Origin of the sequence: Streptomyces sp. LUP47B (assembly GCF_001746295.1) — a bacterium.
Lineage (GTDB): Bacteria > Actinomycetota > Actinomycetes > Streptomycetales > Streptomycetaceae > Streptomyces.
In genome coordinates, this window is the sequence record NZ_MJAH01000006.1 from 227,310 (window position 1) to 253,637 (window position 26,328).

Below are 26,328 nucleotides of genomic sequence, written 5' to 3' on the forward strand. Positions count from 1 at the left end.
GGCCCGGCGCTCATGGCTCACGCCGAGAACCCCCTGCCATTGGGGGAGGCGTGCCGGGCTGTCGGCGGCGGCCCGGCGCTGGTGGGGCACGCCGAGTACCCGGCCCCCGGTTGGAGCGGGCCAGAGGGTCGCCGGTCGCCCGGTGCTTGTGGATCACCCGGAGACCCCGTGCCCCCGTGTGCGAGGATCGAACGCATGGGTACGACGGGTGGGACGGCGGAGTCCGGGCGACGGGTCGGTAGGCCGCGGGCCGCTCGGCGGCCGGACAGCGGGCTGGCGCCGCGTGACGAACTCCTCGTCGCCGCGGCCGAGTTGTTCACCTCTCTGGGCTACGCCGCCACCAGCACCCGGGCGGTGGCCGAGCGTGCGGGCATGCGGCAGGCGTCCATGTACCACTACGTCTCCGGCAAGGAGGAGCTCCTCGCCGAGCTCCTGGAGTCCACCGTCACGCCTTCGTTGGCGTACGCCCGCGAGCTGCTCGCCGACGACACGGTCCCGGCCGAGAACCGGCTGTGGGAGCTGTGCCGCGCGGACACCGAGGTGCTGTGCGACGGACCGCACAATCTCGGCGGCCTCTATCTGCTGCCCGAGGTGCGCGCCGAGCGGTTCGCCGGCTTCCATGCCGTGCGTGCCGAACTCAAGGACGCCTACCGGCAGTTGCTCGCCGCCACCCCGGCGGGCGGCGCCCTCGCCAAGAGCGAGCTCGATCTGCGCACGGACCTGTTGTTCGGCCTGATCGAGAGCGTGATCCTCATCCACCGCTCCGACCCCGAACGCCCCGTCTCGGTCTTCGCGGAGGCCACCGCGGACGCGGCCCTGCGCATCGCCGGGATCTGAGCCCGGTACCCGGCCGAAGGCCGGTCTTCACCCGCCACGGTGAGTGAGTTCCGTACGTCTGTACGCCCTGACTGAACGTGTTCGAATGGTGCCGGAGCGTATAAATGGGCCGAGGGTACTCCAGTCGCAATGCCCGTTTCAGGTGCTTGCTGAATATGACACGGCGATGATCCGGTCGGACTAAGCTCGCCCGCAGCGCACCGAGTTGATGTGTATTCGTGCGCTTGTTCCCTATATGTGCGACTCCCCGTCGATACGTCTCAGAGGGCCCACATGGTGAGTGTTCAATCCCCGCCAGGACGCCGTGAACTGCCGTATGCGCGCGTGCTGTTGCTCCCCGCCATAGTCATGGCCGCGGCGACCGGGGCCGCCGTCGCGGCGGTGCAGCAGCCCGCCCGGGCCGCTGTCGGCTGGTGCGGCGCCATCGCCACGCTGCTGGTGATCGCGGTGGCGGCCGAAGCCGTCCGGCGCGGTCGTCAACTGCGGGACCAGCGTCTCGAGCACGTCCGTCACACCGCGGATCTGAAGCGGCGCATCGCCGACCAGGACCAGGAGCTGACCCGGTTCGCCAAGGAGATCGCGCCCACCGCGCTGGACTGGCTGCGCCGCGGAAGTTCCCCCGGAGAGGTGATTCGCCAACTCGGCGACATCGACCCAGCGTGGGCGGACCTTCCCGAGGCGCAGATCCGCCTGCTCAAGACGGTGCTCACCATCGTCGACACCGAGGAGATCATGCGCGACGCCGCGCAGCGCTCCTTCGTGAACATCGCGCGTCGCGTTCAGGCCATCGTCCACCAACAGGCCAACGAACTGCGGGAGATGGAGGAGGACCACGGCCGTAACCCCGAGGTCTTCGACGACCTCCTGCGCATCGACCACGGCACCGCGCTGATCGGCCGTCTCGCCGACTCCATCTCCGTCCTCGGCGGCGGCCGCCCCGGCCGCCAGTGGCCCGAGCCCGTCGCGCTGTACAGCGTGCTGCGCGGCGCCATGTCCCGGATCCTGGAGTACCGGCGCATCGACCTGTCCTCGATCGCCAAGGTGAACGTCAAGGGCACCGCCGTCGAGCCGGTCATCCACGCCGCGGCCGAACTCCTCGACAACGCCACGCGCTACTCCCCGCCGCAGAGCAAGGTGCACGTCACCGCCACCGAGGTGCAGACCGGTGTCTGCATCGAGATCGAGGACGCCGGCGTCAGCCTCAGCGAGGAGGCCCGGCTGAGGGCCGAGGGCATGCTGGAGCGGGCCAAGGCCGGTGTGGACCTCCAGGACCTGGGTGAGTCGCCGCGTCTCGGCCTCGCGGTGGTGGGCCGGCTCTGCCAGGCGTACGACATGCAGGTCTCCCTGCGTGCCTCCGCGTACGGCGGCGTGCGCGCCATCCTCGTCGTGCCCAGCGACATGCTCACCGACGAGCCCGGTGTCGGACTCGCCCACGGCATCGGCGCCACCGCCGTGCCCAAGGCCGAACTGGGCGCCCTGCCCGGCCCCAAGCGCACGATCAAGAAGCGCCGCCCCACCAGCCCCAAGTTCACGACCCCCGTCTCCATGGAGGACGACGTCCCGGAGGTCACCGAGTGGACGGCCAACGGGCTGCCGCAGCGCCGCAGCCGGGTCAAGACCTCGCTCACCCAGCGCTATGCCGAGCAGGCCGAGATCGAACGGGCAGAGCGGGAAGGCCGCCCGACGATCTGGTCGACGGCCCAGCGCGAGCCGGAGCCGGAGCCGGAGCAGAAGCCGGACGACACCCCGCCCGGCCTGTGGGTCCAGGCGTTCATGGACGGCCTCAAGCGGCCCACCTCTTCCACAGTCACCCAGCCGACCGACGAACCGGCCCGTACCGAGGCCGAAGACGAGGGGAACCTCAAGTGATCCAGCAGCGAGGCAACTTCGACTGGATGCTCCAGGACCTCGCCAAGGGCGTACCGGGCATCCAGATGATCGTGGTGCTCTCCGCCGACGGCCTGCGCATCGCGCGGCACGGCGGAGACCCGGACACCGCCGACCGCGTCGCCGCCGCCTGTGCGGGCCTGCAGAGCCTGGCGGGTGCCGTGGCCGGGGAGATCCCCGGCAGCGACGGCAAGATGAAGATGGTCCTCATCGAGATCCACGGGGGCTACTTCTATCTGATGGCCGCCGGCCCCAACGCCTATCTCGCGGTGCTGTCCGACATCATCACCGAACCGGGCCACATGAGCGCCCGCATGAGCGACCTGGTCGTCCGCATCGGCGCGCACCTCACCAGCCCGCCCCGGCGCAACGGGCAGACCGTATGACTCCTCCACAACGCCGACGGCGATTCCCCAAGGCCAGTCCGGAACCGACGCCGCAACCCCCGCAGGAGGGCCAGGACCCACCAGAGGGACCGAAGAAGAACCCCGAGCGGCTGTACGTCATCACCGGCCCCGACGGAACCGAGCGCTCGGAACTCGACCTGGTCACCTTAATCGTGGCGCACGCCGACCCGCCGCCCTCCGCCACGCCTGAGCAGGCGGCGCTGCTCAGGCTCTGCACGGCCCCCCTGTCCGTGGCCGAGCTGTCCGCCTATCTCAGCCTGCCGTTCAGCGTGGTGACCGTCCTGCTCACCGAGCTGTTGACGGCCGAACTGGTGACGGCCCGCGCCCCGGTCATCCGCCAGGCGCTGGCCGACCGTTCCCTCCTCGAAGCGGTGATGCATGGACTTCAACGGCTCTGACACCATCCCCGGTCCGCGCACAGCGGACCACCTTCCGCAAACCGCCGAAGCCGCGGTGAAGATCGTCATCGTGGGCGGCTTCGGCGTGGGCAAGACGACCATGGTCGGCTCGGTCAGCGAGATCAAACCGCTGACCACCGAGGAGACCATGACCCAGGCCGGCATCGGGGTCGACGACAACTACGGCTCCGAGACCAAGACGGCCACCACCGTGGCCATGGACTTCGGCCGTATCAGCATCACCGACCAGCTGGTCCTCTACCTCTTCGGCACCCCGGGCCAGGAACGCTTCTGGTTCCTGTGGAACGGCCTGTTCGAAGGCGCACTCGGCGCGGTCGTCCTCGTGGACACCCGACGCCTCGAAGTCAGCTTCGACGTCATGGACCGCCTGGAGGAGCGAGGCGTGCCCTTCGTCGTCGCCGTCAACACCTTCCCCGACGGCCCTCGCCACCCGCTCGACGACCTCCGCGCCGCGCTCGACCTCAGCGCCGACATCCCCATCGTCGAGTGCGACGCGCGCCGGCGGGCGTCCAGCCGGGACGTGCTGATGACGTTGTTGCGGTTCCTTCATTCGCTGTCTTTGGAGAAGACCCCTGTGTGAGGCGTGGCGCGGCAGTGCCGTACCGCCGCCCCCCTCTCCCCCTCTCCCACGCTCCCGGCTTCGCTCGAACCCATCGGACCGGGGCGGCCCATCACTTCCCGTACACCAGATCGATCTCAGCTTCGGAGCGACCATCGTGACGCCTGAATCCCTTTCCCCGACCGGCACGGAAGACCCCACGGCCGCCCCTCCCCCCGGCTGCCCCGCACACGGCGTCGGCGTCGGCGTCGGCGGACTGCGTCGGCTGTACGGCCCTGGGGCGGAGGATCTGGAGGCCGTGTACGAGAAGCTGCGTGCCGAGCACGGAACTGTGGCTCCTGCGCTGCTTCACGATGATGTGCCGATCTGGGTGGTGCTCGGTCACTCCGAGAATCTGCACATGGTGCGCAACCCCTCGCAGTTCTGCCGAAACACCCGATTGTGGTCAGCCCTGCAGGACGGCACGGTCAAGCCCGATCACCCGCTCATGCCGCACTTCGCCTGGCAGCCCATCTGCAGTCACGCCGAAGGCGACGAGCATCTGCGGTTGCGCGGTGCGGTCACCGGTGCCATGTCGACTATCGATCACCGAGGCATCCGCCGTTACATCAACCGGGCGACCCAGCAACTCGTCAACAAGTTCTGCCGGGAGGGTAGGGCCGACCTGGTCGGCCAGTTCGCGGAGCACCTGCCGATGTCGGTGATGTGCGAGATCCTCGGTATGCCCGAGGAGTACAACGACCAGATGGTGCAGGCCGCTCGTGACATGCCCAAGGGCAGCGAGACCGCGATCGCCAGCAACGCATACCTCATGGACGTCCTGATGCGGCTCACCGCCCGCCGCCGGGCCGAGCCCAGGGACGACTTCACCAGCCACCTGATCAATCACCCGGCGAATCTCACCGACGACGAGGTCGGCCAGCACCTGCGCATCATCCTGGTCGCAGCCTACGAGGCCACCGCCAATCTCATTGCCAACGTGATGCGTGTGGTGTTGACCGACCCGCGGTTCCGCGCCCAACTCAACGGCGGCCAGATGACGGTGCCCCAAGCGGTCGAGCAGTCCCTGTGGGACGAGCCGCCGTTCAGCACCGTCCTTCCCTACATCGCCAAGCAGGACGCGGAGCTGGGTGGCCAGCGCATTCGTAAGGGTGACGCCCTCATCCTCGGCATCGCACCGGGCAATGTAGACCCACGAGTCCGGCCCGACCCCAAGGCCCACATGCAGGGTAACCGCTCCCACCTGGCCTTCGGCGGCGGCCCTCATGAGTGCCCGGGTCAGGACATCGGCCGTGTCATCGCCGAGGTCGGCGTCGACGCACTGCTGACCCGCCTGCCTGACGTTCAACTCGCCTGCGACGAGGACGAGCTGGACTGGTGGGCGTCCATCTCGAACCGGCACTTGGTGGAACTGCCGGTGAAGTTCGAGGCCAAGCCCCAGCAGGACGTCATGGCGCGGCCCGCGCACCCGCTGGCGTTTCAGCGGTCCAGTGACTGGCTGGTCAGCACACCCCAGCCGAAGACGGCGCGTCAGGAAGCTGCCTCGCCGACCATCGCGCCGACGCCGACCATCGCGCCGACGCCGACCTACGAACCGGCTGGTCGGCCTGGTGTGTTCCGGCGCTTCCTGCGCTGGTGGCGCGGCGAGTGAGCCGACAGGCCCTGGGTCTATTCGGCAGCCCATTCGACGTACGACGACCACGCCCGCAGCACGCGAGGGCTGACGAACCGGTGCTCGAGTCCCGTGACCGGGTCGGTGAACTCCAGCACCCGGGCCAGCAGTTGGAGCGGACGCCGGAAGTCGCCGGACGCAACGGGGTCGGTGACCACCGGATAGAGGGGGTCGCCGAGGATCGGCACCCCCAGGGCGCTCATGTGCACGCGCAACTGATGCGTCTGCCCGGTACTCGGCGTCAGCCGGTACCGGGCGTGCTCGCCCTGGTGCTCCAGCAACTCGATCCGGCTGACGGCGTTGGGCTCGCCCTGGATCTCCTGGGCCGCCAGGACTCCGCGTTCCTTCACGATACGGCTGCGCGCGGTGTGCGGCAGGGGCAGCGCCGGGTCGTACGGGGCCACCGCTTCGTACTCCTTCGCCACCCGCCTGTCCCTGAACAGCGACTGATAGGCGCCGCGCTCCTCGGGCCGCACGGTGAACATCACCAGGCCGGCCGTCAGTCGGTCCAGCCGGTGCGCGGCGCCCAACGTGGGGATGTCCAGCTGCCGGCGCAGCCGTGCCAGGGCCGTCTCGGCGATATGGCTGCCGCGCGGGGTGGTGGCAAGGAAGTGCGGCTTGTCGGCCACCACCACGTGTTCGTCCTGGTAGAGGACGTCGATCGGGAACGGAACCCGCTCCTCGTCGGGCAGCGCCCGGTGAAACCACACGAACATCCCCGGCACGTACGCCATGTCGCGTGTCACCGGACGCCCGGCGGCATCCACGATCTGCCCGGCCTCCAGCAGCCCGTCGATCACTTCGGCGCCGGCCGCGAGCCGCGCCACGAGATGATCCCGCACGGTCGCCCAAGCATCACCGATCGGCAACCGAACTCGCACCGGATCGATCCCGTCGCGTTGTGACAGGGGAGAAGGCGGGGGTGGAGTACGGCGTCTCATCAGGACCAAGCCTACGAGGGGGTGGTGCCGAGCATGCCTCAACAGTGCCGTACTCGCCGTCGGCACCATCGTCCAGCACCCGCGTCTCACGGGCGCTGCTTCGAAGATCGCCTGTCAAATCCCATCGGGGCAATGGGAAGTTATCGAGACACCGTTGTGAGGTTTGCGGGGTGAAGCTGGCCAGTCATATTCGGGCTCAGGGCGCTGGCCGTACGTGGGGAATAACGGCCATTGCTGCGGCTCCAGTCGTAGCTGCCGCGTATCCATGTGAGCAAGGCGGTCGCATAACGTTGGACATTCTCGGACTCCGAGCTCGTGAGTCCGAGCCGGGCACAGAACAGGGGGACCAGTTTCATCTGCTCTAAAAGCTGACTGACTGTTTTCTGGACGAGCGCGATGGCCAGTCTGATGGCTTCCGCCCGGGAGCAATTTCGTTGCCGCATGAGGCAGCGCACGAGGTTGGGATCGCCTCGTGCGTCGTCGTTCTCGAGGGACATCACCTCGTTGATGAGTTTGACGGCATCGACAGCTGCGCGCCGCATCGAATCCAGATGACTGCTATGCCAAATGATCGGTGGGATCTCGAAGTGTCCCACCCTTTCGGCCAGGTCGAGTGACGGAATAAGCCCCAGGGTGCGGTGCCCGATCCTCATCCGGGTGGCGAAGTCCTCAGGGATCCATGTGCGACGATCGACTTCCTCGGTGAGGTTTCCTGTCAGGTAGTCCGTCCAATTGTGAGCGGCCCGCTGCTGCCATTCCTCGGACATCCCCGTCCTGGCTCGACGCCAGATGTTCGCGAAGGCGCTCACCAGAGGCGCATCGTGGTTGGTTTTCTGCTGCGAGGGGTGGGTGATGAGCGTGATGAGCTGCTGGCACACGTCGACGGCTGCATCGGCCTTGCACCCCTCGGGCACATCAAACAGATCATCGAAAAGGAAGAACCAGCCCATGGTGTCAAAGGCCAGGTCGAGGTCGTCACCTTCGACGTCTGGGTAGCTGTAGGCGGCCAAGTCCGCTACTGCCGAGAATATGTAGCGGTGCGTGGCCCTATGTCCCGACACTAGTTTCTGCTCACGCATCCACTCCAGATTGCGTTGCCTGGCGGCTGCCAAACCGGTGTTCAGTCGGTAAGGGATGGGCAATTCGAAGATTACGTTCTGGGGCATTATTCTCTCCCAGTTTCTGCCACGGCATGCTTGTCGGCCCAGACGATCAGGTGGTCGTCGATGCCTGGTGCCTGCGGGCATCGCTGCCTCAGGATTGTTTTCCAGCGACGAACCGAATTGATCTATCCGGCGAGCTGGACGACGCGAAGCGCCTTGGGCGAGTCCGCTAGGGCCCCGCGACCTCTGGTGCAGTCGGGGGGCTGCCACGGTCCTGAGGGCCCCTCCTCCCGGTCGATCCCACTGCTGGATTGGTGCGGGTCGGCAGGTGTCGCCTCTGCTCGGGCGGACCCGGTGGCTGCGAGCCCCCCGTGGTCCTGGTCGGGATCGGCCGGCGGGCGGATATGCCGGGCAGGGGCATGCGCACCACCTGAGGCGTGTGCTCGATCAAGGGGGCGGACCGAGACAACTGGGCACGAGCAGAGTCTTTCATGAGCCCTCCGGGTGGCGGAGTCGACCAAGTTCATGAACTGTGCGTTGTGCTCCAGACACTGCGATGTGGCGTTGCTGACTCGTGCGCGGCCTGGGCGTGCAGTCCGAGTCGGTCGAGCCGGCCTTGTCAACCGCCTACCGGGCAGGTCGCTGGCGTGACCTTCGAGGCGACCGCGCGACAGCGCAGACAATCCGTGGCCACCACCGCCCCGACAGCGTTGTCGCAGGCGAGGTCGTGGATCATCCCTACCCTCCAGTGCCGCCGTGGGTTTCGTCAACGGTGCGGGGCGAGTTGGCGCTGGTGCGGGGCGCAGCCCCGGGCCGCTGCGCGGGGCAGATCGGGTAGGGACCGGTTCACTTTCCGCGGTGACATTCCGGACAGTCCGGTCGGCGTGAGGAAGGCCGTCACCCCGGGTAGATTCGCACTAGCGTACGACCGTGCCGGTCGCTCCGAACACATCGGTGCGTTGCGCCGAGCACGCACCCGAGCCACACCGCCGACCCTCGCAGGCATCCGGCCACCATCCTCACGGGCCCCGGGTGCGACACCGCTCATGCCGGCAATTCACCTGACAGCCCACCACTTCGCACCATGCGACGATTTCCGGCCGCGGGAAAGGGGGCGCAGCCCCGGCGCACGGAGCGGATCCGCTGGCCGCCGGATGCACGGCCGCGCATTCCAGCCTCTCGGTGCGCCGCGGGTACCACCCTCGTTTGCGGCAGTTGGGAAGCAAGTTCGTCCGGAGGACGGGCCGCGACGCGAGCGCCGAGCGCGAGGGTGGGATGGCGGGCCGCGTCTCATCGCCGTAGGAGTAAAAAACTCGTTGGGACGGAGTCCGCGCGGTTGGCAGGATGCCGCTCATGCCGTTCCTCACCCGCTCGGTCCTCGCACCAGGCACCCTCTCCAGCACCGCCCAACCCACCCTCCCCACCGGCGACGGCCTGCTCCTGCGTCCCTGGCGGGCCGAGGACGCCCCCGCGGTCCTCGCGGCGTTCCAGGACCCGGTGATGCACCAGTGGCACGCCCGTGCCGCCGACTCCGTGGAGGAGGTCGGCGGCTGGATCGAGGAGTGGCGGGAGGCCTGGGCCCAGGAGGAGACCGCTCAGTGGGCCGTGGTGGACGCGGACACCGATCTGCTGCTCGGCCGGGTGGCGCTGCGAGAGATCAACCTCGTCGACGGGCAGGCCGAGATGGCGTACTGGACGACCGCGGCGGCGCGTGGCCGGGGTGTCGCGGCGCGGGCCACGGTCGTCCTGTCTCGCTGGGCCCTCGAAGACATCGGGTTCCACCGTCTCGAGCTCATGCACGCCGTCCGTAATGAGGCCTCGTGTCGTGTCGCGACCAAGACGGGCTTCGTTCTGGAAGGGACCAAGCGAAGTGCGGTTCTGCATCCGGACGGTTGGCATGACATGCATCTGCACGCGCGCGTCCGGGGCGACTGACGGGCTGCCGAGGGGACATCGGTAGGGGTCCGCCAGGGGGCTGCGCCTCCTACGCCCTCGGCGTACGCCCGCGCACCGCCCGCCACGCCACGCCCACTGCCAGCGTCGCGGCCAGGAACAGCACCGTGAACCACTGGAAGTACCAGTGCCCGCCCGCCGGGTCGTACACCTCTGCCCGGGGCCAGGCCAGATTGACGGTCATCAGGAGGCCGTAGAGGAGGGCCAGGGCGTTGACCGGGATGCCCCAGCGGCCCAGGGAGAACAGGGGGGCGCCCGTCTCGTCCGTGCCCTCGGACGTGAACTCCCCTCGCACCCGCCGGATCAGCAACGGGCCCGTGACCATCGCGTACGCCAGGTAGAGCATCACGATGCAGGTCGTGCCGATCGCCAGGAACGCGTCCGGCGAAGCGAAGTTGAGGAGGAGGAGAGCGGCGGCCAGGATGCCGACGACCAGGGCGGGGGCGGTGGGCATGCCCGTGCGGGGGTTCACCCGCGCGAGGCGGCTCGCGAAGGGCAACTGGCCGTCGCGGGCCATGGAGAAGAGCATGCGGCACGCTGCTGTCTGGATGGCGAGGGTGGCCACCGCGATCGCGACCACCACGTCGGCCAGCAGGGTCTTGCCGACGCCGTCGCCCAGGCTGCTGGTGAGGACGTAGCTGAGGCCGTCGACCGACAGGTGCCCGTCGGTGAGGCTGGGGGCGGCGAGCAGGCCGCCCAGGACGAGCAGGCCGCCGAGCAGGCCGGCCGCGCCGAGCGCCGTGAGGATCGTGCGGGGCGCGGTGCGGCGGGGAGCGTGGGTCTCCTCGCTCATCTCGCCCGCGCTGTCGAAGCCGATCATCACGTACGCCGCCGCGAACGAGCCCACCAGCAGGGCCCCGAACAGGCCGCTCTGCGCGGCGCCCGTGGTGTGGAAGGTGATGCTCGGCGTGCGCTCGGAGTGGGTCAGCAGGAGCACGATGATCAGGACCGCACCGATGATCTCTGCGGTCACGCCCACCCGGTTGATCAGGGACATCACCCGGTTGTCGAGGATGTTCACGACGGTCGTCAGGACCAGCAGGATCACGCCGAGGAGCGCCGCGTTGGCCGCCCCGTCCGCCGAGGTCACCGCCGGGTCGGTGCCGATCAGCTGGAAGCCGGACCAGATCGCCGGGAGCACCAACTGCAGGGCGAGTGCCGCCGCCGCGACCACGACGATCTGCCCGATCACCATGATCCAGCCGGCGAACCAGCCGAAGGCCGGGGTGGAGAGGCGGGACGACCACTGGTAGATCGCGCCGGACAGCGGATAGCGCGCCGCCAGTTCCGCGAAGCAGGCCGCCACCAGGAACTGGCCGACCAGTACCACCGGCCAGGTCCAGAAGAAGACGGGGCCGCCGAACGCGTACCCGAAGGCGAAGAACTGGAAGACGGTCGTCAGGACCGAGATGAAGGAGAAGCCGGCCGCGAAGGACGCGTACCGGCCCAGGCTCCGGTGCAGTTCCTGGTGGTAGCCGAACTCGGTGAGGGAGCGGTCGTCGGGGGCGGGGGAGTGCGGGGGATCGGGACGGACGTCGGAGGGGCTGGCTGTCGTCACGGCGGCACCTGCCTTCGGCGGCATGAGGGCGGAGAGCGGAACAGCGGTGCGGGAGCTGAATTCCTGTCGGGTGACAGAAATTAAGGAGGCGCTGTTTCGGGTGCGTGACGCAGGCGTGTCGAAGCGGCTCCCAAGTCCTCACGCCCTTGTACGGGGCACTTAAGCGCGATACATCGTGTCTATTGACCGCCCTTTTGGGTCGCGATATATTCGGTCACGGATATTCGGATACGAGGTCGGATGCGAGGTGGAGTCATGGGGCGTCGCAAGCTCCGCAACCCCCTGGCGCTCGCCGTGCTGGCGACGCTGTGGCAGAAGCCGATGCATCCCTACGAGATCGCCCAGACCCTGCGCCGGCAGGGCAAGGACGCCAGTACGAAGATCAACTACGGCTCGCTCTACACCGTCGTCCAGAGCCTTGAGAAACACGGGTTCGTCGAGGTCACGGACGTGGAGCGGCAGGGCAACCGGCCCGAGAGGACCGTCTACGGCATCACCGCGGCCGGGCGCCAGGAGACGACCGAGTGGATGTCGGACCTGCTCGCCTTCCCGGCCAAGGAGTACCCGATCTTCGAGACCGCGCTCTCGCTGCTCGGCGTGCTGCACCCCGACGAGGTGGTGCCGCTGCTGGAGGAACGGCTCGACGCCCTGGAAGTGCAGATCGCCGGCGGCCGAGGCGCACTGGAGAAGCTCTACGAGACGCTGCCCCGGCTCTTCCTCGTCGAGAACGAGTACCAGCTCCACATGGTCGAGGCGGAAGCGGCGTGGGTCCGCGGCTTCCTCGACGAACTGAGAAAGGGCACGCTGCCCGGCATCGAGGAGTGGAAGACGTTCCACGACCCGTGACCTGAACAAGAACAGGCCCCGGCACGGCTGTTGCAGCAGCCCGCCGGGGCCTCGAACCCCGAACTGAATCCGCCCTGAGGCACATCCAGGCGATCGAGGTGCGGCATGCCCAGGATAGCCCGGTGCTCCTCACGCGGATCAGTTGTCATCCCTTCACCGGATCCGCTCACCCAGGAGGACACCTGCCATGAACACCCGTGCGCCCGCGATCGAGGCGCGTCAACTGATCAAGACCTACGGCGGTGAGGTCACCGCCCTCGACGGCATCGACGTGGTCGTCGAGCGGGGCAGCGTCTTCGGCCTGCTCGGCCCGAACGGCGCCGGCAAGTCCACCACCGTCAAGATCCTCACCACCCTGGCCCGCCCCGACTCCGGCTCGGCCACCGTCGCGGGCCACGACGTGCTGCGCCACCCCGACCGGGTCCGCCGGGCCATCGGCGTGGTCGCCCAGGGCTCCGGCGCCGACCCGGTCGCCACCGGTCACGAGAACCTCCGGCTCCAGGGCAGGCTCTACGGCTTGAAGGGCGCCGCCCTCGACCGGCGGGTGGACGAACTCCTCGACCGCTTCACGCTCACCGACGCCGCCCGGCGCCCGGTCAAGGGCTACTCCGGTGGCATGCGACGCCGACTCGACGTCGCCCTAGGCCTGGTGCATCGCCCCGAGGTGCTCTTCCTCGACGAGCCGACCACCGGGCTCGACCCGGAGGCCCGCAGCGCGATGTGGGACGAGATCGGCCGGCTCGCCGGTGAGGAGGGCCTGACGATCCTGCTCACCACGCACTACCTCGAAGAGGCGGACCGGCTCGCCGAGCGGGTCGCCGTCGTCGACCGGGGCCGGATCGTCGTCGAGGGCACCCCGGACGCGCTGAAAGGTGAACTGCGCGGTGACGCGGTGCACTTGGAGCTGCGCGAGCCGCTCGGTGACGCGGGCCGCACCCTGCTGACCGGCGCCCTGCGCGGGGTGCCGGGCGTGCACGAGGTGCTGGCCGACGGACACCGCGTCAGCGTCCGCGCCGACGACGGGGCCGCCGCGGTACCCGCCCTGCTCGCCGCCCTGGAGCGGGCCGGGGTCAGGGTGGCCACCGCGACCGTCGCGCGTCCCTCGCTGGACGATGTCTATCTGCGCTACGCGGGCCGCCGTTACGCGGAGGCCGAGGATCTGGTGGGTGCCCGATGAGCATGACCGTCTCGCAGACCTGGTACATGACGCAGCGTCAACTCATGGTGTTCGTACGGCAGCCCGCGTACGCGATCATCACCCTGGTCCAGCCGGTGATCTGGCTCTTCCTGTTCGGCAGCCTGTTCAGGAAGGTCGTCGAGCTCGGCGGTTTCGGCACCACGTCCTACCTGGACTACCTGGTCCCCGGTGTGGTGGTGATGAGTGCGCTCAGCTCCAACATGTGGGCGGGGATGACCACCCTGGACGAGATCCAGCGCGGCACTCTCAACCGCTTCCTGACCACTCCGGTCAGCCGGGCCGCGCTGATGAACGGCAACGTCGTCAACAACGGCCTCGTCACCGCCTTCCAGTCGGTGGTCATCGTGCTGCTCGGGCTGCTGGGCGGCGCCGACTACCCGGGCGGAATCGCCGGGATCGCCGTCCTGGTCCTCGCCTCGGTGCTGCTGGGCACGGTGTTCGGGGCGCTGTCCAACGCGCTCGGCATGCTGGTGCGGGAACGGGAGTCGATCATCGGGATCAACACCTTCCTGCTGCTCCCGCTCACCTTCCTGTCCAGCGCCTTCATGGCGCCCTCGCAGATGCCTTCCTGGATGCGGCACGTCGCCGACTTCAACCCGTTGAACTGGGCGATGGTGGCGGGCCGTTCGGCCCTGTCCGCGGACCCGGACTGGGGCGTGGTGCTCGGCCGCGGGGGAGCGCTGCTCGGGCTGGCGGTCGTGGCGGTGTGGCTCTCGATCCGGACGTTCCGGTCGTACCAGCGGTCGGTGTGACCCCTCCCGGACACAACTCCGGACACAACTATCGGGCGTGACTCCCGGACACGACGAAGGGGCGGCACCTTCGAAGGTGCCGCCCCTTTCGGAAACGTAAGCCTAAGCCGCCGGCGCCGCGCCCTCCTGCTCCGCCTCGATGCGCGCGTTCCAGTCCCGCTTGGAGGCCTGCCAGCCGTCCTCGTTGTGGCCCAGGCGCCAGTAGCCGGAGATCGACAGGTCCTCGCGCGGGACGCCGCGCTCGACGCGCAGCAGATGGCGCAACTGCTTCACGAAGTGCGCCTCGCCGTGCACGAACGCGCACAGCCGGCCCTCCGGGAACTCCAGCGCGCGCACGGCCTCGACCAGCGACTCCCCGACCGGGCGGGAGCCGCGGTGCAGCCACACGACCTCCACGTCCGAGTCGATCTTCTGCTCCTCCTCGGGCCCGGAGACCTCGATGAAGGCGTGCGCCCGGGCGCCGTCGGGCAGCGACTCCAGGGAACGGGCGATCGCGGGCAGCGCGCTCTCGTCACCGACGAGGAGATGCCAGTCGGCGTCCTGGTCGGGGGCGTAGGCGCCGCCCGGGCCCATGAAGCGCACGGTCTCGCCGGGCTGGACGCGCACGGCCCAGGGACCGGCGAGGCCCTCGTCGCCGTGGATCACGAAGTCCAGGGTGAGCTCGCGGTGTTCGGGGTCCCAGTGGCGCACGGTGTAGGTGCGGGTCACGGGCCACTGCTCGCGCGGGAACTCCTCGCGGATGCGCTGCATGTCGAAGGGCTCGGGATAGGTCGCGCCCCCGGCCGGGAAAAGGATCTTGACGTAGTGGTCGGTGCAGGTGTCCGCCGCGAAGTCGGCGAGTCCGTCGCCGCCGAGCACCACGCGCTGCATGTGCGGGGTGAGGCGCTCGGTGCGGACGACCTGTGCGGAGTGAGGCTTCCGCGGCTTGCGTCCCGGTCCTTCAGCCATGTCGGCCTCCCAATTCCCTACGCTTAGGCTTACCTAAGTTAGCATCCACCCCCTTGGTGATGGCATGCCACTCATGGAAAGCGCGGGCAATATTTACCCGCCGAGCGTCGCCATCAGCCGCTGCAGTGACCCACCCAGCCCCCATCGCTCTGCCAGCTTCTCCAGTGCCGCGGGATCGCGCGGTGTGCGCGGAACCGCGGTCTCCACCTTCGGCAGCGGCACGTCACCGGCCACCAGCACCACCTTCGGCGCCACGGCGACGTACGGCCGCGACTCGTCGAGCCGCTTGCGCTGCGACGGTGTGAGCTTCGCCTTCGGGTCGTCGACCGCGGCCATGATGCCGGCCAGGTCGCCGAACTCGGCGAGCAGCTTGGCAGCCGTCTTCTCGCCGATGCCGGGGACGCCCGGCAGGCCGTCGCTCGGGTCGCCGCGCAGTGTCGCCAGATCCGCGTACCCACGGCCGTCGACGCCATACTTCTCGCGCAGCCAGGCCTCGTCGGTCAGCTGGAGCGTACCGACGCCCTTGAGGGGGTACAGCACGCGCACCTCGCGCTTGTCGTCCACCAGTTGGTACAGGTCGCGGTCGCCGGTGACGATGTCGACCGGGCCCGTCGCCCGCGCGGTGAAGGTGCCGATCACGTCGTCCGCCTCATACCCGGCCACGCCCACGCGCGCGATGCCGAGCGCGTCCAGGACGGCCTCGATGACGGGCACCTGCGGGGAGAGCGTGTCCGGCACCTCCTCCTCGTCCGGGCCGCTCTCGCGCTCCTCGGCGACGCGGTGCGCCTTGTAGGAGGGGATGAGGTCGACCCGCCACTGGGGGCGCCAGTCCGCGTCCATGCAGGCCACCAGCAGGTCGGGCCGGTGGTCCTTGACCAGGCGGTCGATGAATTCGAGGAGGCCGCGCACGGCGTTCACCGGAGTGCCGTCCGGTGCCTTCACCGACTCCGGCACGCCGAAGTAGGCACGGAAGTAGAGAGAGGCGGTGTCGAGGAGCATCAGTCGTCCGGTCACGCTTCGCATCATGCCGTACGGCACCGACACCGGCCGTCGTCCCTACGGCACCGACACCGGCCGTCGTCCCTACGGCACCGACACCGGCCGTCGTCCCTTGCCTCGTCCGGCGGTGTGAGCGTCCTGTGAACTGGACCACTGGTGTGTTTGCCCGAAAGGCATCGGGGCAGGCGCCGCCCCGGAGCGAGGCAGGTTGCACTTTCAACTGTCGCGGCCCTTCGTCTCCCGCCCCAGTGGTCGAAGAGACGAGAGGCACGCGTGTCATCAAGGCTTGAGGCAGAGCAGCTGTACAAGGTGTTCGGAAGACGTCCGGACGACGCCGTCGAGCGGCTCCGCGAGGGCGCCGATCGGGAGGGACTGCGCGCCGAGGGCACCACCGCCGCGGTGATCGACGCCTCCTTCACGGTGGAACCGGGCCACATCTTCGTCGTCATGGGTCTGTCCGGCTCCGGCAAGTCCACGCTGCTGCGCATGCTCAACGGCCTCCTGGAGCCGACCGCGGGCCATGTCCGCTTCGACGGCCAGGACCTCACCGCGCTCACCGACCGCGAACTGCGCGCCGTACGCGCGAAGAAGATCAGCATGGTCTTCCAGCACTTCGCGCTCTTCCCGCACCGAAGCGTCCTGGAGAACGCCGCCTACGGCCTCGCCGTCCAGGGCGTCGCCAAGGCCGAGCGCATCGAGCGGGCCACCGAGGCCCTGGAGCTCTGCGGACTCAAGGGCTGGGAGAAGTCCTGGCCCGACGAGCTGTCCGGCGGCATGCAGCAGCGCGTGGGCCTGGCCCGCGCCCTCGCCACCGACGCCGACCTGCTCCTCATGGACGAGTCCTTCAGCGCGCTCGACCCGCTGATCCGCCGGGACATGCAGGACCAGCTCCTGCAGCTCCAGCAGACCCTGAAGAAGACGATCGTCTTCATCACCCACGACCTCAACGAGGCCATGCGCCTGGGCGACCGGATCGCCGTCATGCGCGACGGCCGGATCGTCCAGATCGGCAGCGCGGAGGACATCCTGGTGCGGCCCGCCGACGACTACGTCGCCTCCTTCACCAAGGACGTCGACCGCTCCCGCGTGCTGACCGCGTCCGCCGTCATGGACACGGACGTGCGCGGCGACGAGGCCGACTGCGGCTGCGCGAGCGACAGCGACTGTGAGACCGCGACGCCCGACACGCCGTTCACCGAGCTCTGCGCGATGAGCGCCCGGTCGACGCATCCGGTGGCCGTCCTCGACGAGCGGGGCGAACTCGTCGGCGTCGTCCGGCAGCAGCGGCTGCTCGGCTTCCTCGGCGACGACCAGAGCGAACAGGGCGGCAAGGCGGTGGCCCATGCCTAGGATCCCGCTCGGCGACTGGGTCAACGACACCGTCGACTGGCTGCTCGACCATGTGTCCTGGCTCTTCGACTTCCTCAAGACCGTCTTCACCGGCACCTACGACGGTATCGACGCCGTCCTCCAGGCGCCCCAGCCCCTCCTGCTCGCGGGCATCTTCGCCGTGATCGCCTTCTGGCTGCGCGGCACCGTGGCCGGCCTCCTCACCTTCGCGGGATTCGCCTTCATCGACTCCCTCGAACTGTGGGAGGACGCGATGACGACCCTCTCGCTGGTCCTCGTCGCCACGATCATCGCGCTGGTGATAGCCGTCCCCGTGGGCATCTGGGCGGCCCGCTCGAACCGGGTCAGCGGACTCGTCCGTCCCGTTCTGGACTTCATGCAGACGCTGCCCGCGATGATCTACCTCATCCCGGCGATCCTGTTCTTCGGCACCGGCGCCTCCGCGGGCATCGTCGCCACCCTGATCTTCGCGCTCGCCCCCGGCGTCCGCATGACCGAGCTCGGCATCCGCCAGGTCGACAAGGAGCTCGTCGAGGCCGCCGAGGCGTTCGGCACCACCCCTCGCGACACCCTCCTGCGCGTCCAGCTCCCCCTGGCGCTGCCCACCGTGATGGCCGGCGTCAACCAGGTCATCATGCTCGGCCTGTCCATGGCCGCGATCGCCGGCATGGTCGGCACCGGCGGCCTCGGCGGCGACGTCAACGAGGCGATCGGCCAGCTCAACGTGGGCCTCGGCTCCGAGGCCGGCGTCGCCATCGTGATCCTCGCGATCTACCTCGACCGCATGACCGGCGCGCTCGGCACCCAGGTCTCCCCGCTGGGCCGCCGCGCCGCCGCCAAGGCACGCACGACCCAGGGTCTGAAGATCTGGTCCTACCGCCCCCGTCCGCAGGTCGCCGTGATCGGCGTCGTCGTCCTCGCCCTCGTCGCTGGCGGCATGGGGATCTTCGGCGGCACCTCGGGCGAGGCCACGGCCGTCTCCGACGGCAAGGACGTCGGTCAGGGCAAGAAGATCAGCATCGGGTACGTCCCCTGGGACGACGGCGTCGCCTCCACCTTCCTCTGGAAGGAGATCCTGGAGGAACGCGGCTACCAGGTGGACGCCAAGCAGTTCGACGCCGGGCCGCTCTACACCTCCGTCGCCTCCGGCAACGCCGACTTCATGACCGGCGCCTGGCTGCCGACGACCCACGAGCAGTACTGGAAGAAGTACGGCGACAAGCTCGACGACCTCGGGGCCTGGTACGACAAGACGTCTCTCGAGCTGAGCGTGCCGTCGTACATGAAGGACATCAATACCCTGGCCGACCTCAAGGGCAAGGCCTCGCAGTTCGGCGGGAACATCACCGGCATCGAGTCCAGCGCCGGTGAGATGGCCCTGCTCAAGAGCAAGGTTTTGAAGGCCTACGGCCTCGACAAGGAGTACAAGGTCGTCGACAGCTCCACGCCCGCCATGCTGGCCGAGCTCAAGCGGGCGTACGCGCAGAAGGACCCGATCGTCGTCACGCTCTGGTCGCCGCACTGGGCGTACAACGACTACGACCTGAAGAAGCTCAAGGACCCCAAGGGCGCCTGGGGCTCGGGAGACGGCATCCACACGGTGGCCCGCAAGGGCTTCGCGGACGAGAACCCGGTCGTCGGACGGTGGCTGAAGGGCTTCAAGCTGGACGAGAAGCAGCTCACCGGCCTCGAGGCCGAGATCAACAAGGCGGGCAAGGGCAAGCAGCAGGACGCCGTGCGCAGCTGGCTGAAGCAGCACCCCGGCCTGGTGGACAAGCTGGCCCCCGTCCAGAAGACGGCGGCGGAGACCAAGCGCGCGGTGAACGTGGCCTGGTTCCCCTGGGACGAGGACATCGCCGTCACCTATCTCTGGAAGAACGTTCTCGAACAGCGCGGCTACCGGCTCAACCTCAAGCAGATGGACGTGGGCCCGGTCTACACCGGCCTCGCCTCGGGAGACCTGGACCTCAACTTCGACGCCTGGCTGCCCTACGCCCAGCAGAACTACTGGGACAAGAGCAAGGACAGACTCGCCGACCTCGGCACCTGGTACGAGCCGACCTCGCTGGAGGTCGCGGTGCCCTCGTACGTCAAGGGCGTGAAGTCCTATGAGGACCTGTTGGGCAAGGCCTCCCAGTTCGACGGGAAGATCATCGGCATCGAGCCGGGCACCGGCGAGATGAACCTCCTCAAGAGCAAGGTCCTGCCCGGCTACGGCCTCGACAAGGAGTACGACGTCGTCGACGGCTCCACGCCCGCCATGCTGGCCGAGCTGAAGCGCGCCTACGCCAAGAAGCAGCCCGTCGCCGTCGTCCTGTGGTCCCCGCACTGGGCCTACAGCCAGTACGACCTCACCAAGCTGAAGGACGACAAGAAACTCTTCGGCGAGGGCAACACGATCCGCACCATCGCCAACGAGAAGTTCCCCTCGCAGTATCCGCAGCTCACCAAGTGGATCAAGGGTTTCCATATGAGCGAGGACGAGCTCGGTACCCTGGAGAGCGAGATCAACCGCTACGGCCAGGGTCACGAGGAGCAGGCGGTCGCGGCCTGGCTGAAGGAGCACCCGGGGATGGTCGGGCGGATGACACCGTCATAACCGCTCCGGGAGCACGGTAAGGATCCGGCCAACCACATAGAGCTACGTCATCGCCTGAACTTCGCTGCGGACAAGGGGACTTGAGCGGCGGACGACGGGTGGGGGCCCGGCTTCCGGCCCCCTGGTGATCCACCGGGGGGCCGTTCGACTGGCGTGAAGTGTGAGGTACGGTCACACGCCGTGTGACATCGATGTGACGGCCGCATGAAACGGTTTGCCGAACATGCGTAGGGTGCAGACAACTCATCAGGAGACGTGTCACAGGACCGACGAGCGGAGGAGGGAGCCGGAGCCATGGGCGACCACAAAGAACAGCCCCTTCGGGTCGGCGCCGCCGTGCGCCGCAGGCGCCGCGCGCTGGAGCTCACCCTCGCCGTCGTGGCCGAGCGCAGCGGCCTCTCGGTCCCCTTCCTGAGCCAGATCGAGAACGAACGCGCCCGCCCCAGCCGCAGCTCCCTGGAGAAGGTCGCCGACGCCCTGCGCACCACGGCCGTCGAACTCCTCGCCGCCGCCGACCCGGCGTGCAGCGTCGACGTCGTGCACGCCGACGGCCCGGAGCTGGACTACGCACCCCGGATGCGCTCCCTGGTGCGCGGTCACCACCAGATGCACGCCCAGGAGTTCACCGGCGATCATGACGCGGGGCGTGAATTCCAGTACCGCAACGACCAGTTGCTGTACGTCGCCGACGGCGCGGTGGACGTCGAGGCGGAGGGGCGCGCTTACCGGCTGGGCCGCGGCGACACCCTGTACCTCACCGGCGGGGTGCGGCACCGCTGGCGGGCGACCGTGGCGGACACCCGCGTGGTCGTCGTCGCCGTGGCCGAACACATCGAGGCGGTCCAGGACCGGCCCCGGCAGTGAGAGTCGTCTCCCTGGTCCCCTCGCTGACCGAGGCGATCGCCCGCTCGGCACCGGGCGCCCTGGTCGGCGCCACCGACTGGTGCACCCACCCGGTGGACCTCGACGTCACCCGCGTCGGCGGCACCAAGAACCCGAAGCTCGACCGGATCACCGCCCTCGCCCCCGACCTCGTGATCGCGAACGAGGAGGAGAACCGGGAACCGGACCTCGCCGCTCTGCGGGAAGCGGGCCTGCAGGTCCTCGTCACCGAGGTCCGGGACGTCCCACAGGCCTTCCGGGAGCTGGCCCGGGTCGTCGAGGCGTGTGGCGTCGTACGGCCCCGTTGGCTGGACGAGGCCGAGGAGTCCTGGTCGGCGCTCGCGCCCCCCGCGCGCCGCAGCACGGCCGTCGTACCGATCTGGCGGCGGCCGTGGATGGTGCTGGGCCGGGACACGTTCGCGGGCGACGTGCTGTCCCGCCTGGGCGTGGACCACGTGTACGCCGGCCACGAGGACCGCTATCCACGTGTCCCGCTGGAGGAGCTGCGCGCGGTGGCCCCCGACCTGGTCGTCCTCCCCGACGAGCCGTACCGCTTCACCCCCGAGGACGGCCCGGAGGCCTTCCCCGGCCTGCCCTGCGCACTAGTCAGCGGACGGCACCTGACGTGGTACGGACCCTCACTGGCAGAGGCGCCACGGGCGCTGGGCGAGGCCCTGCGAGCAGCGCGCCGTTGATCACCCCACGCGCGGTGTGCAGGGCGGCGGTGGCCCAGGCGGTGACGAGAGCGACGTAGAGACCGGTGGCGAGCCAGTCGTAGACGACGAGGCCCGTGTGCCGGGCCAGCGCCTCGGCCCCCGTCACGCAGGTGCCGACCGGGAAGGTGAAGGCCCACCAGGTCATCGCGAACCGCATCCCGTGCCGGCGCGCACGGATGACATGCGCGGTGGCGAGTCCCAGCCACAGCAGCGCGAACCCCATGACGGGAACGCCGTACAGCACCGCGAGGACGCCGAAACCCTGGCTGTAGGGGGCCGCCACGACACCTGGGGCCACGTCCGCGAACTTGCCGACGGCGGTGGTGGACTGGCCGAGCGGGCCGAGCACCAGGAAGAGGGTCGGGGTGAGGGTGAGGGGGAGCGGCCCGCCGGTGACGATCCGGGCGAAGACGAGCGGCAGCATGACCAGGGTCGCGAAAAGGCTGAGCCCGAACATCGTGAAGCAGGCGAGGAGCAGCGTCTCGCGCGGCTGACCGGCCGGGAGGTGGGGCACGAGGAGCGGCCCGAGCGCGGCGGACACCATGGGCGCGACGAGGGGGAGCAGCCACACCGGTGTGGCTTGCCGCGGGTCGGCTTTCTGCCGTACGGCCATGAGGTACGGCACGGTGATCGCGGCGGCGAGTCCCACGGCCGTACCCGCGGTGAACAGCACGGTGTCGAGGGCGACCGCGGCTGTCGTCCCGATCCAGTACCGGCCGACGGTGAGGGCACCGCCGCCGACGGCCAGCAGGGCCATGGCGAGGCAGCCGTAGAAGGGGGCCATGGCGGGGTCGAGGAGGTGGGCACGGGCCTGGTCGCGGTGGTGGCGCCAGTGCAGGGCGCGGGCGCAGAGGAGGGTGAGCAGCAGGGCGAGGGACAGGAGCCAGACGGCCGCGCAGATCGTGCGCAGGCCGGGGAGGTGCACGGGGAGCGCGGTGCCGGCGGTGGCGACGATCGCGGTGCCCATGACGGAGGCGTACCAGTTCGGCCCGAGGTGACGGACGGCGGTGACCATGTCTCCACGGTGTCGTGCGGGATGGGCCGCGACCAGGGAGTATGGCTCTATGAGGGCATAAGCTGTCTTTATGAGCGGTGTGGATCAGCAAGGAGCGGCGGTGGGCGGCGGGCTGGCCCACCGGGTGCCGGATCTCGGGGCGCTGGAGCTGCTGCTGGCCGTGGCACGCCTCGGGAGCCTCGGCGGGGCGGCGCGGGAGGTCGGCATCACCCAGCCGGCGGCGAGCAGCCGTATCCGCTCGATGGAACGGCAGCTGGGAGTGGCCCTGGTCGACCGCTCGCCTCGCGGCTCCAGGCTCACGGACGCCGGGGCCCTGGTGACGGACTGGGCGCGGCGGATCGTGGCGGCGGCGGAGGCCTTCGACGCGGGGGCGCAGGCGCTGCGGGTCCGGCGCGACTCCCGGCTGCGGGTGGCGGCGAGCATGACGATCGCGGAGTATCTGCTGCCGGGGTGGCTGCTGGCGCTGCGTGCCGGGCGGCCGGACACGGCGGTGTCGCTGCACGCGGGCAACTCGGCGACGGTGGCGGAGCGGTTGCTGTCGGACGAGGCGGACCTGGGCTTCGTGGAGGGGCTGACGGTCCCGGCCGGCCTCGACTCGGTGGTGATAGCCCACGACCACCTCATCGTGGTGACCGCCCCGGGACATGCGTGGGCCCGTCGCCGACGCCCACTGGCCGCCACCGAACTGGCGACGACACCGCTGATCCTCCGCGAGAAGGGCTCGGGCACCCGGCAGGTGCTGGACGCGGCCCTGGGCGGCCTGGCCCGCCCGCTGATCGAGCTCTCCTCCACCACGGCGGTGAAGGCGGCGGTGGTGGGCGGGGCGGGTCCGGCGGTCCTGAGCGAGCTGGCGGTGGGCGAGGAGCTGACGACGCGCCGCCTGGTCCGGGTGCCGGTGGAGGGGGTGTCGCTGGCGCGGGACCTGCGGGCGGTGTGGCCCACGGGGCACCGCCCGGTGGGCCCGGCGAGGGACCTGCTGTCGCTGACGCGGGCGTAGGACGGTTCCTCGCGGGGGCGAAAGCCCTGGCGGTCGGCACGGTCGAAAACCCTTGGTGGGTCGGCACGGTCGAAAACCCTTGGTGGGTCGGCACGGTCGAAAACCCTTGGCGGGTCGGCACAGTCGAAAACCCTGGCGGGTCCGCACGGTCGAAAACCCTTGGCGAGTCACCGGAGCGGACCCGCACCATGAACCCCATGACCGCCACCGCCCCACCCGCCACCGGCGTCCGCACCCCCTGGGAGGACCTCCCCGAGGCCGTGCGCGACGCCGTCGCGGACGTGCTCGGCGAACGGGTCACCCGCGCCACCACCCAACCCGGCGGATTCTCCCCGGGCGCCGCCACCCGCGTCCGCACCGCCACCGGTCACCGGGCCTTCGTCAAGGCCGTCAGCGGCGAGACCAACCGCGAGAGCCCGGAACTGCACCGCACCGAGGCACGGAACGCCGCCGCGCTCCCCGTCACGGTCCCGGCGCCCCGCTTGCTCGGCACCTACGACGACGGCACCTGGGTGGCCCTCGTGTACGAGGACGTCCCCGGCCGCCAGCCCCATGTTCCGTGGCAGACGGCCGAGCTGGCACGCGTCCTGGACGCGGTCGCGGAACTGAGCCGCACCCTCACCCCCTCCCCGCTCGACGCCCCACCCGCCGCCACGGCCCTCGCGCGCACCTTCGACGGCTGGCAGCGACTCCTGGACGATGAGCACGAGGGCCTCGCGGAACACCTCGGCCCCTGGACCGCCACCCAGCTGCCCCGCCTCGCCGAACTCGCCGCCCCCTGGCCCGAGGCCGTCACCGGCGACACCCTCGCCCACGCGGACCTGCGGGCGGACAACATCCTGCTCACCGACGCCGGCCGGACCGCGTTCGTCGACTGGCCGCACGCCCTGCGTGCCACTGCCTGGTTCGACCTGCTGGTGATGCTGCCGTGCGTCCGCGCCCAGGGCGGCCCGGACCTGGAGGAGCTGTTCACGGCACATCCGCTGGGCGCGGCCGCCGACCCGGACGCCGTCACCGCCGCCCTCGCGGCTCTGACGGGCTACTTCCTCTACCACTCCCTGCTGCCCGCGCCGCCCGGCATTCCCACCCTCCGGGCCTTCCAGCGGGCACAGGGCGACGCGGCCCTGGCCTGGCTCCGGAGGCGGCTCACCGGGCGCTAGCAGCCGCCACCAGCCCCCGCATCACCCGCAGGTCCGTGCCCATTTCCGGGTGCCACTGGACGCCCAGCACCCAGGGCGGGCCGGGGAGTTCGACGGCCTCCACCGTGCCGTCCGACGCGTGCGCCGACGCCAGGAGGCCTTCCCCGAGGCGGTCCACCGCCTGGTGGTGAAAGGTCGGCACGGAGGTCTCCTCCGGGGCGAGATCGCCGTACACCGTGCCCGGCACCGGCTTGACCGGGTGATGGCCGAAGACGCCCGGCACCTCCGCGTGGCCGTCGATGTGCTGGACGAGGGTGCCGCCGAGAGCGACGTTCAGCAGTTGCATGCCGCGGCAGATGCCCAGGAGGGGGACGCCGGCCGCCAGCGCCGCCCGGATCAGGGCCAGTTCCCAGGTGTCCCGGGCGCGCGCGGGCGGGCCCGTGCGGGGGTCGGGGGCGGCGCCGTAATGGACCGGCTCGACGTCCGGCCCGCCCGCGACGACCAGACCGTCCAGGCGGGCCACCGTCGCGGCCGCGTGCTCCGGGGCGTCCGGCGGGAGCATCGCGGCGAGACCGCCCGCGCGTTGGACGAGCCGCGGATAGCCCGCCGGCAGCAGGGCCGCCTCCAGCTCCCAGACACCCCAGCGCGCGCGGGCCTCCAGATACGTGCTGACACCGATCAGCGGTCGTACGGTCACACGGCCCTCCCAGACTCGCAATGGCCCACGTGCATACCTTTGCGCCTGGTGGTGCCGAGAATCAAGGTCACGCCAGGAAACCGCGCAGCAGCGCCGCCGTCCCCGCGCAGTGCTCCCGCATCATCTCCCGGGCCCCGTCGGCGTCCCCGTCCAGCACCGCCTCCACCAGCGCCGCGTGCTGCCGCTGGGAGTGCTCCAGGTTGCGGACCAGCAGCGGGATGCAGTCCAGGAGGTCGTTCACCGAGGCGCGTACCGCCGCGTACTGGGCGGTCAGCGTGGGCGAGCCGCACAGTTCCGCCAGCGTCAGGTGCAGCAGCGTGTCCAGACGCCGGTAGTCCGCCAGCGGGGCCTCCTGGGTGGCCGCCAGGGCCTCGCGCAGCCGCTGCGCCTGCAGCTCCGTGAGGCCGTGCGTCGCGCACAGACCCGCCGCGCCCACCTCCAGCACCTCCCGGAAGCGCAGCACGTCCTCGAGGTCCGCCTCGGCGATCCGGCGCCGCAGCTCCTCCTCGCCGACCGCGTCCTGCGCCCGGGGCAGGACGAACGTGCCGCCGTACCGCCCGCGCCGCGACTCCACCAGCCCCTGGTCCTGGAGCACCTTCAGCACCTCGCGCAGTGTCACCCGGCTGATCCCGAGCCGCTCCGCGAGCTCCCGCTCGGCCGGCAGCCGCCCGCCCCCCGGTACCAGGCCGAGCCGCACGACCTGAAGGATCTGCTCCAGCGCCTCCTCGAAGCCGTTGCCCGCCCTGACCGGCCGCAGCACCGGCGTCAACCGGTCGTCCGGGCCGCCGTCAGCGTCCACCGACATATGGCCGAGCCCCCTTCCCAAGCAATGGTTCAGAGCAATACCTTATGGC

At 69.9% G+C, this 26,328-nt stretch carries 24 protein-coding genes; 16 read left to right on the top strand and 8 right to left on the bottom strand.

Annotation, left to right across the window (positions count from 1 at the left end):
- The first annotated feature begins 195 nt into the window (after positions 1–195).
- The 6 genes from BFN33_RS19265 to BFN33_RS19290 all read left to right on the top strand — a co-directional run bounded on the left by BFN33_RS19265 (position 196) and on the right by BFN33_RS19290 (position 5,760).
- Positions 196–837 carry a TetR/AcrR family transcriptional regulator gene (locus BFN33_RS19265; RefSeq protein WP_069761322.1) on the top strand — a complete coding sequence of 214 codons (642 nt, stop codon included), beginning with the start codon at positions 196–198 and terminating at the stop codon, positions 835–837.
- Between the two features lie 273 nt (positions 838–1,110).
- On the top strand, positions 1,111–2,706 hold the full coding sequence (locus BFN33_RS19270) for a sensor histidine kinase KdpD (RefSeq protein ID WP_176742420.1): 1,596 nt from the start codon (positions 1,111–1,113) through the stop codon (positions 2,704–2,706).
- Positions 2,703–3,110, top strand: coding sequence for a roadblock/LC7 domain-containing protein (locus BFN33_RS19275; RefSeq protein WP_007380839.1), 408 nt, complete (start codon positions 2,703–2,705; stop codon positions 3,108–3,110). Before BFN33_RS19270 ends, BFN33_RS19275 begins: the two co-directional genes overlap by 4 nt.
- Entirely contained in the window at positions 3,107–3,529 is a 423-nt protein-coding gene (locus BFN33_RS19280; protein ID WP_069761324.1) for a DUF742 domain-containing protein, read from the top strand. Before BFN33_RS19275 ends, BFN33_RS19280 begins: the two co-directional genes overlap by 4 nt.
- On the top strand, positions 3,510–4,130 hold the full coding sequence (locus BFN33_RS19285; protein ID WP_069761325.1) for an ATP/GTP-binding protein: 621 nt from the start codon (positions 3,510–3,512) through the stop codon (positions 4,128–4,130). The genes BFN33_RS19280 and BFN33_RS19285 overlap by 20 nt, the downstream gene beginning before the upstream one ends.
- A 136-nt stretch (positions 4,131–4,266) precedes the next feature.
- The gene (locus tag BFN33_RS19290) at positions 4,267–5,760 is read left to right on the top strand and encodes a cytochrome P450 (RefSeq protein ID WP_069761326.1); all 1,494 of its coding nucleotides are present in this window, start codon (positions 4,267–4,269) and stop codon (positions 5,758–5,760) included.
- 17 nt (positions 5,761–5,777) lie between these two features.
- Here BFN33_RS19290 and BFN33_RS19295 read toward each other — a convergent pair whose 3' ends face one another.
- Together BFN33_RS19295 and BFN33_RS19300 are read right to left on the bottom strand one after the other, a co-directional pair.
- Positions 5,778–6,722, bottom strand: a complete 945-nt coding sequence (locus BFN33_RS19295; protein WP_079140932.1) for an RluA family pseudouridine synthase — start codon at positions 6,720–6,722, stop codon at positions 5,778–5,780.
- A 140-nt stretch (positions 6,723–6,862) separates the two neighbouring features.
- The gene (locus BFN33_RS19300; RefSeq protein ID WP_069761328.1) at positions 6,863–7,888 is read right to left on the bottom strand and encodes a hypothetical protein; all 1,026 of its coding nucleotides are present in this window, start codon (positions 7,886–7,888) and stop codon (positions 6,863–6,865) included.
- A 1,290-nt stretch (positions 7,889–9,178) separates the two neighbouring features.
- On the opposite strand from BFN33_RS19300, the gene BFN33_RS19305 reads away from it, so the two are divergent.
- Entirely contained in the window at positions 9,179–9,760 is a 582-nt protein-coding gene (locus tag BFN33_RS19305) for a GNAT family N-acetyltransferase (RefSeq protein WP_069761329.1), read from the top strand.
- A 49-nt stretch (positions 9,761–9,809) separates the two neighbouring features.
- Here the strand turns inward: BFN33_RS19305 and BFN33_RS19310 are convergent, their stop codons facing one another.
- Positions 9,810–11,336: an amino acid permease gene (locus BFN33_RS19310; RefSeq protein WP_069761330.1), complete on the bottom strand. Its 1,527-nt coding sequence runs from the start codon at positions 11,334–11,336 to the stop codon at positions 9,810–9,812.
- A gap of 255 nt (positions 11,337–11,591) precedes the next feature.
- On the opposite strand from BFN33_RS19310, the gene BFN33_RS19315 reads away from it, so the two are divergent.
- From BFN33_RS19315 to BFN33_RS19325, 3 genes are all read left to right on the top strand, one after another.
- Positions 11,592–12,182: a PadR family transcriptional regulator gene (locus tag BFN33_RS19315; protein WP_069761331.1), complete on the top strand. Its 591-nt coding sequence runs from the start codon at positions 11,592–11,594 to the stop codon at positions 12,180–12,182.
- Between the two features lie 187 nt (positions 12,183–12,369).
- Entirely contained in the window at positions 12,370–13,359 is a 990-nt protein-coding gene (locus BFN33_RS19320) for an ATP-binding cassette domain-containing protein (RefSeq protein ID WP_069761332.1), read from the top strand.
- Positions 13,356–14,132 (top strand): ABC transporter permease, encoded by a 777-nt coding sequence (locus tag BFN33_RS19325; protein WP_069761333.1) that lies wholly within the window; start codon positions 13,356–13,358, stop codon positions 14,130–14,132. Before BFN33_RS19320 ends, BFN33_RS19325 begins: the two co-directional genes overlap by 4 nt.
- A gap of 102 nt (positions 14,133–14,234) precedes the next feature.
- On the opposite strand, the gene BFN33_RS19330 is transcribed toward BFN33_RS19325, so the two are convergent.
- Together BFN33_RS19330 and BFN33_RS19335 are read right to left on the bottom strand one after the other, a co-directional pair.
- Positions 14,235–15,080: a siderophore-interacting protein gene (locus BFN33_RS19330; RefSeq protein WP_069761334.1), complete on the bottom strand. Its 846-nt coding sequence runs from the start codon at positions 15,078–15,080 to the stop codon at positions 14,235–14,237.
- 93 nt (positions 15,081–15,173) lie between these two features.
- Complete coding sequence (locus BFN33_RS19335; RefSeq protein ID WP_256122824.1) at positions 15,174–16,103, bottom strand: 5'-3' exonuclease; 930 nt, start codon at positions 16,101–16,103, stop codon at positions 15,174–15,176.
- Positions 16,104–16,352: 249 nt separating this feature from the next.
- On the opposite strand from BFN33_RS19335, the gene BFN33_RS19340 reads away from it, so the two are divergent.
- The 4 genes from BFN33_RS19340 to BFN33_RS19355 all read left to right on the top strand — a co-directional run bounded on the left by BFN33_RS19340 (position 16,353) and on the right by BFN33_RS19355 (position 21,605).
- A complete protein-coding gene (locus tag BFN33_RS19340) occupies positions 16,353–17,429 on the top strand; it encodes a glycine betaine/L-proline ABC transporter ATP-binding protein (protein WP_069761335.1) in 1,077 nt (358 codons plus the stop codon).
- Positions 17,422–20,028: an ABC transporter permease/substrate binding protein gene (locus BFN33_RS19345; protein WP_069761336.1), complete on the top strand. Its 2,607-nt coding sequence runs from the start codon at positions 17,422–17,424 to the stop codon at positions 20,026–20,028. Before BFN33_RS19340 ends, BFN33_RS19345 begins: the two co-directional genes overlap by 8 nt.
- 294 nt (positions 20,029–20,322) lie before the next feature.
- Positions 20,323–20,892: a helix-turn-helix domain-containing protein gene (locus BFN33_RS19350; RefSeq protein ID WP_069761337.1), complete on the top strand. Its 570-nt coding sequence runs from the start codon at positions 20,323–20,325 to the stop codon at positions 20,890–20,892.
- Entirely contained in the window at positions 20,889–21,605 is a 717-nt protein-coding gene (locus BFN33_RS19355; RefSeq protein WP_069761338.1) for a helical backbone metal receptor, read from the top strand. Before BFN33_RS19350 ends, BFN33_RS19355 begins: the two co-directional genes overlap by 4 nt.
- Here BFN33_RS19355 and BFN33_RS19360 read toward each other — a convergent pair.
- Positions 21,517–22,641 carry a TDT family transporter gene (locus BFN33_RS19360; protein WP_069761339.1) on the bottom strand — a complete coding sequence of 375 codons (1,125 nt, stop codon included), beginning with the start codon at positions 22,639–22,641 and terminating at the stop codon, positions 21,517–21,519. The genes BFN33_RS19355 and BFN33_RS19360 overlap by 89 nt on opposite strands.
- A gap of 70 nt (positions 22,642–22,711) precedes the next feature.
- Between BFN33_RS19360 and BFN33_RS19365 the strand changes: the two genes are divergently transcribed.
- Positions 22,712–23,638 (top strand): LysR family transcriptional regulator, encoded by a 927-nt coding sequence (locus BFN33_RS19365; RefSeq protein WP_069761340.1) that lies wholly within the window; start codon positions 22,712–22,714, stop codon positions 23,636–23,638.
- A 197-nt stretch (positions 23,639–23,835) separates the two neighbouring features.
- Positions 23,836–24,798 carry a phosphotransferase gene (locus tag BFN33_RS19370; RefSeq protein WP_069761341.1) on the top strand — a complete coding sequence of 321 codons (963 nt, stop codon included), beginning with the start codon at positions 23,836–23,838 and terminating at the stop codon, positions 24,796–24,798.
- On the opposite strand, the gene BFN33_RS19375 is transcribed toward BFN33_RS19370, so the two are convergent.
- Entirely contained in the window at positions 24,785–25,474 is a 690-nt protein-coding gene (locus BFN33_RS19375; RefSeq protein WP_069761342.1) for a gamma-glutamyl-gamma-aminobutyrate hydrolase family protein, read from the bottom strand. The two genes, BFN33_RS19370 and BFN33_RS19375, sit on opposite strands and share 14 nt — an antisense overlap.
- A gap of 67 nt (positions 25,475–25,541) precedes the next feature.
- Positions 25,542–26,279 (bottom strand): FadR/GntR family transcriptional regulator, encoded by a 738-nt coding sequence (locus BFN33_RS19380; protein ID WP_069761343.1) that lies wholly within the window; start codon positions 26,277–26,279, stop codon positions 25,542–25,544.
- Positions 26,280–26,328 lie beyond the last annotated feature (49 nt).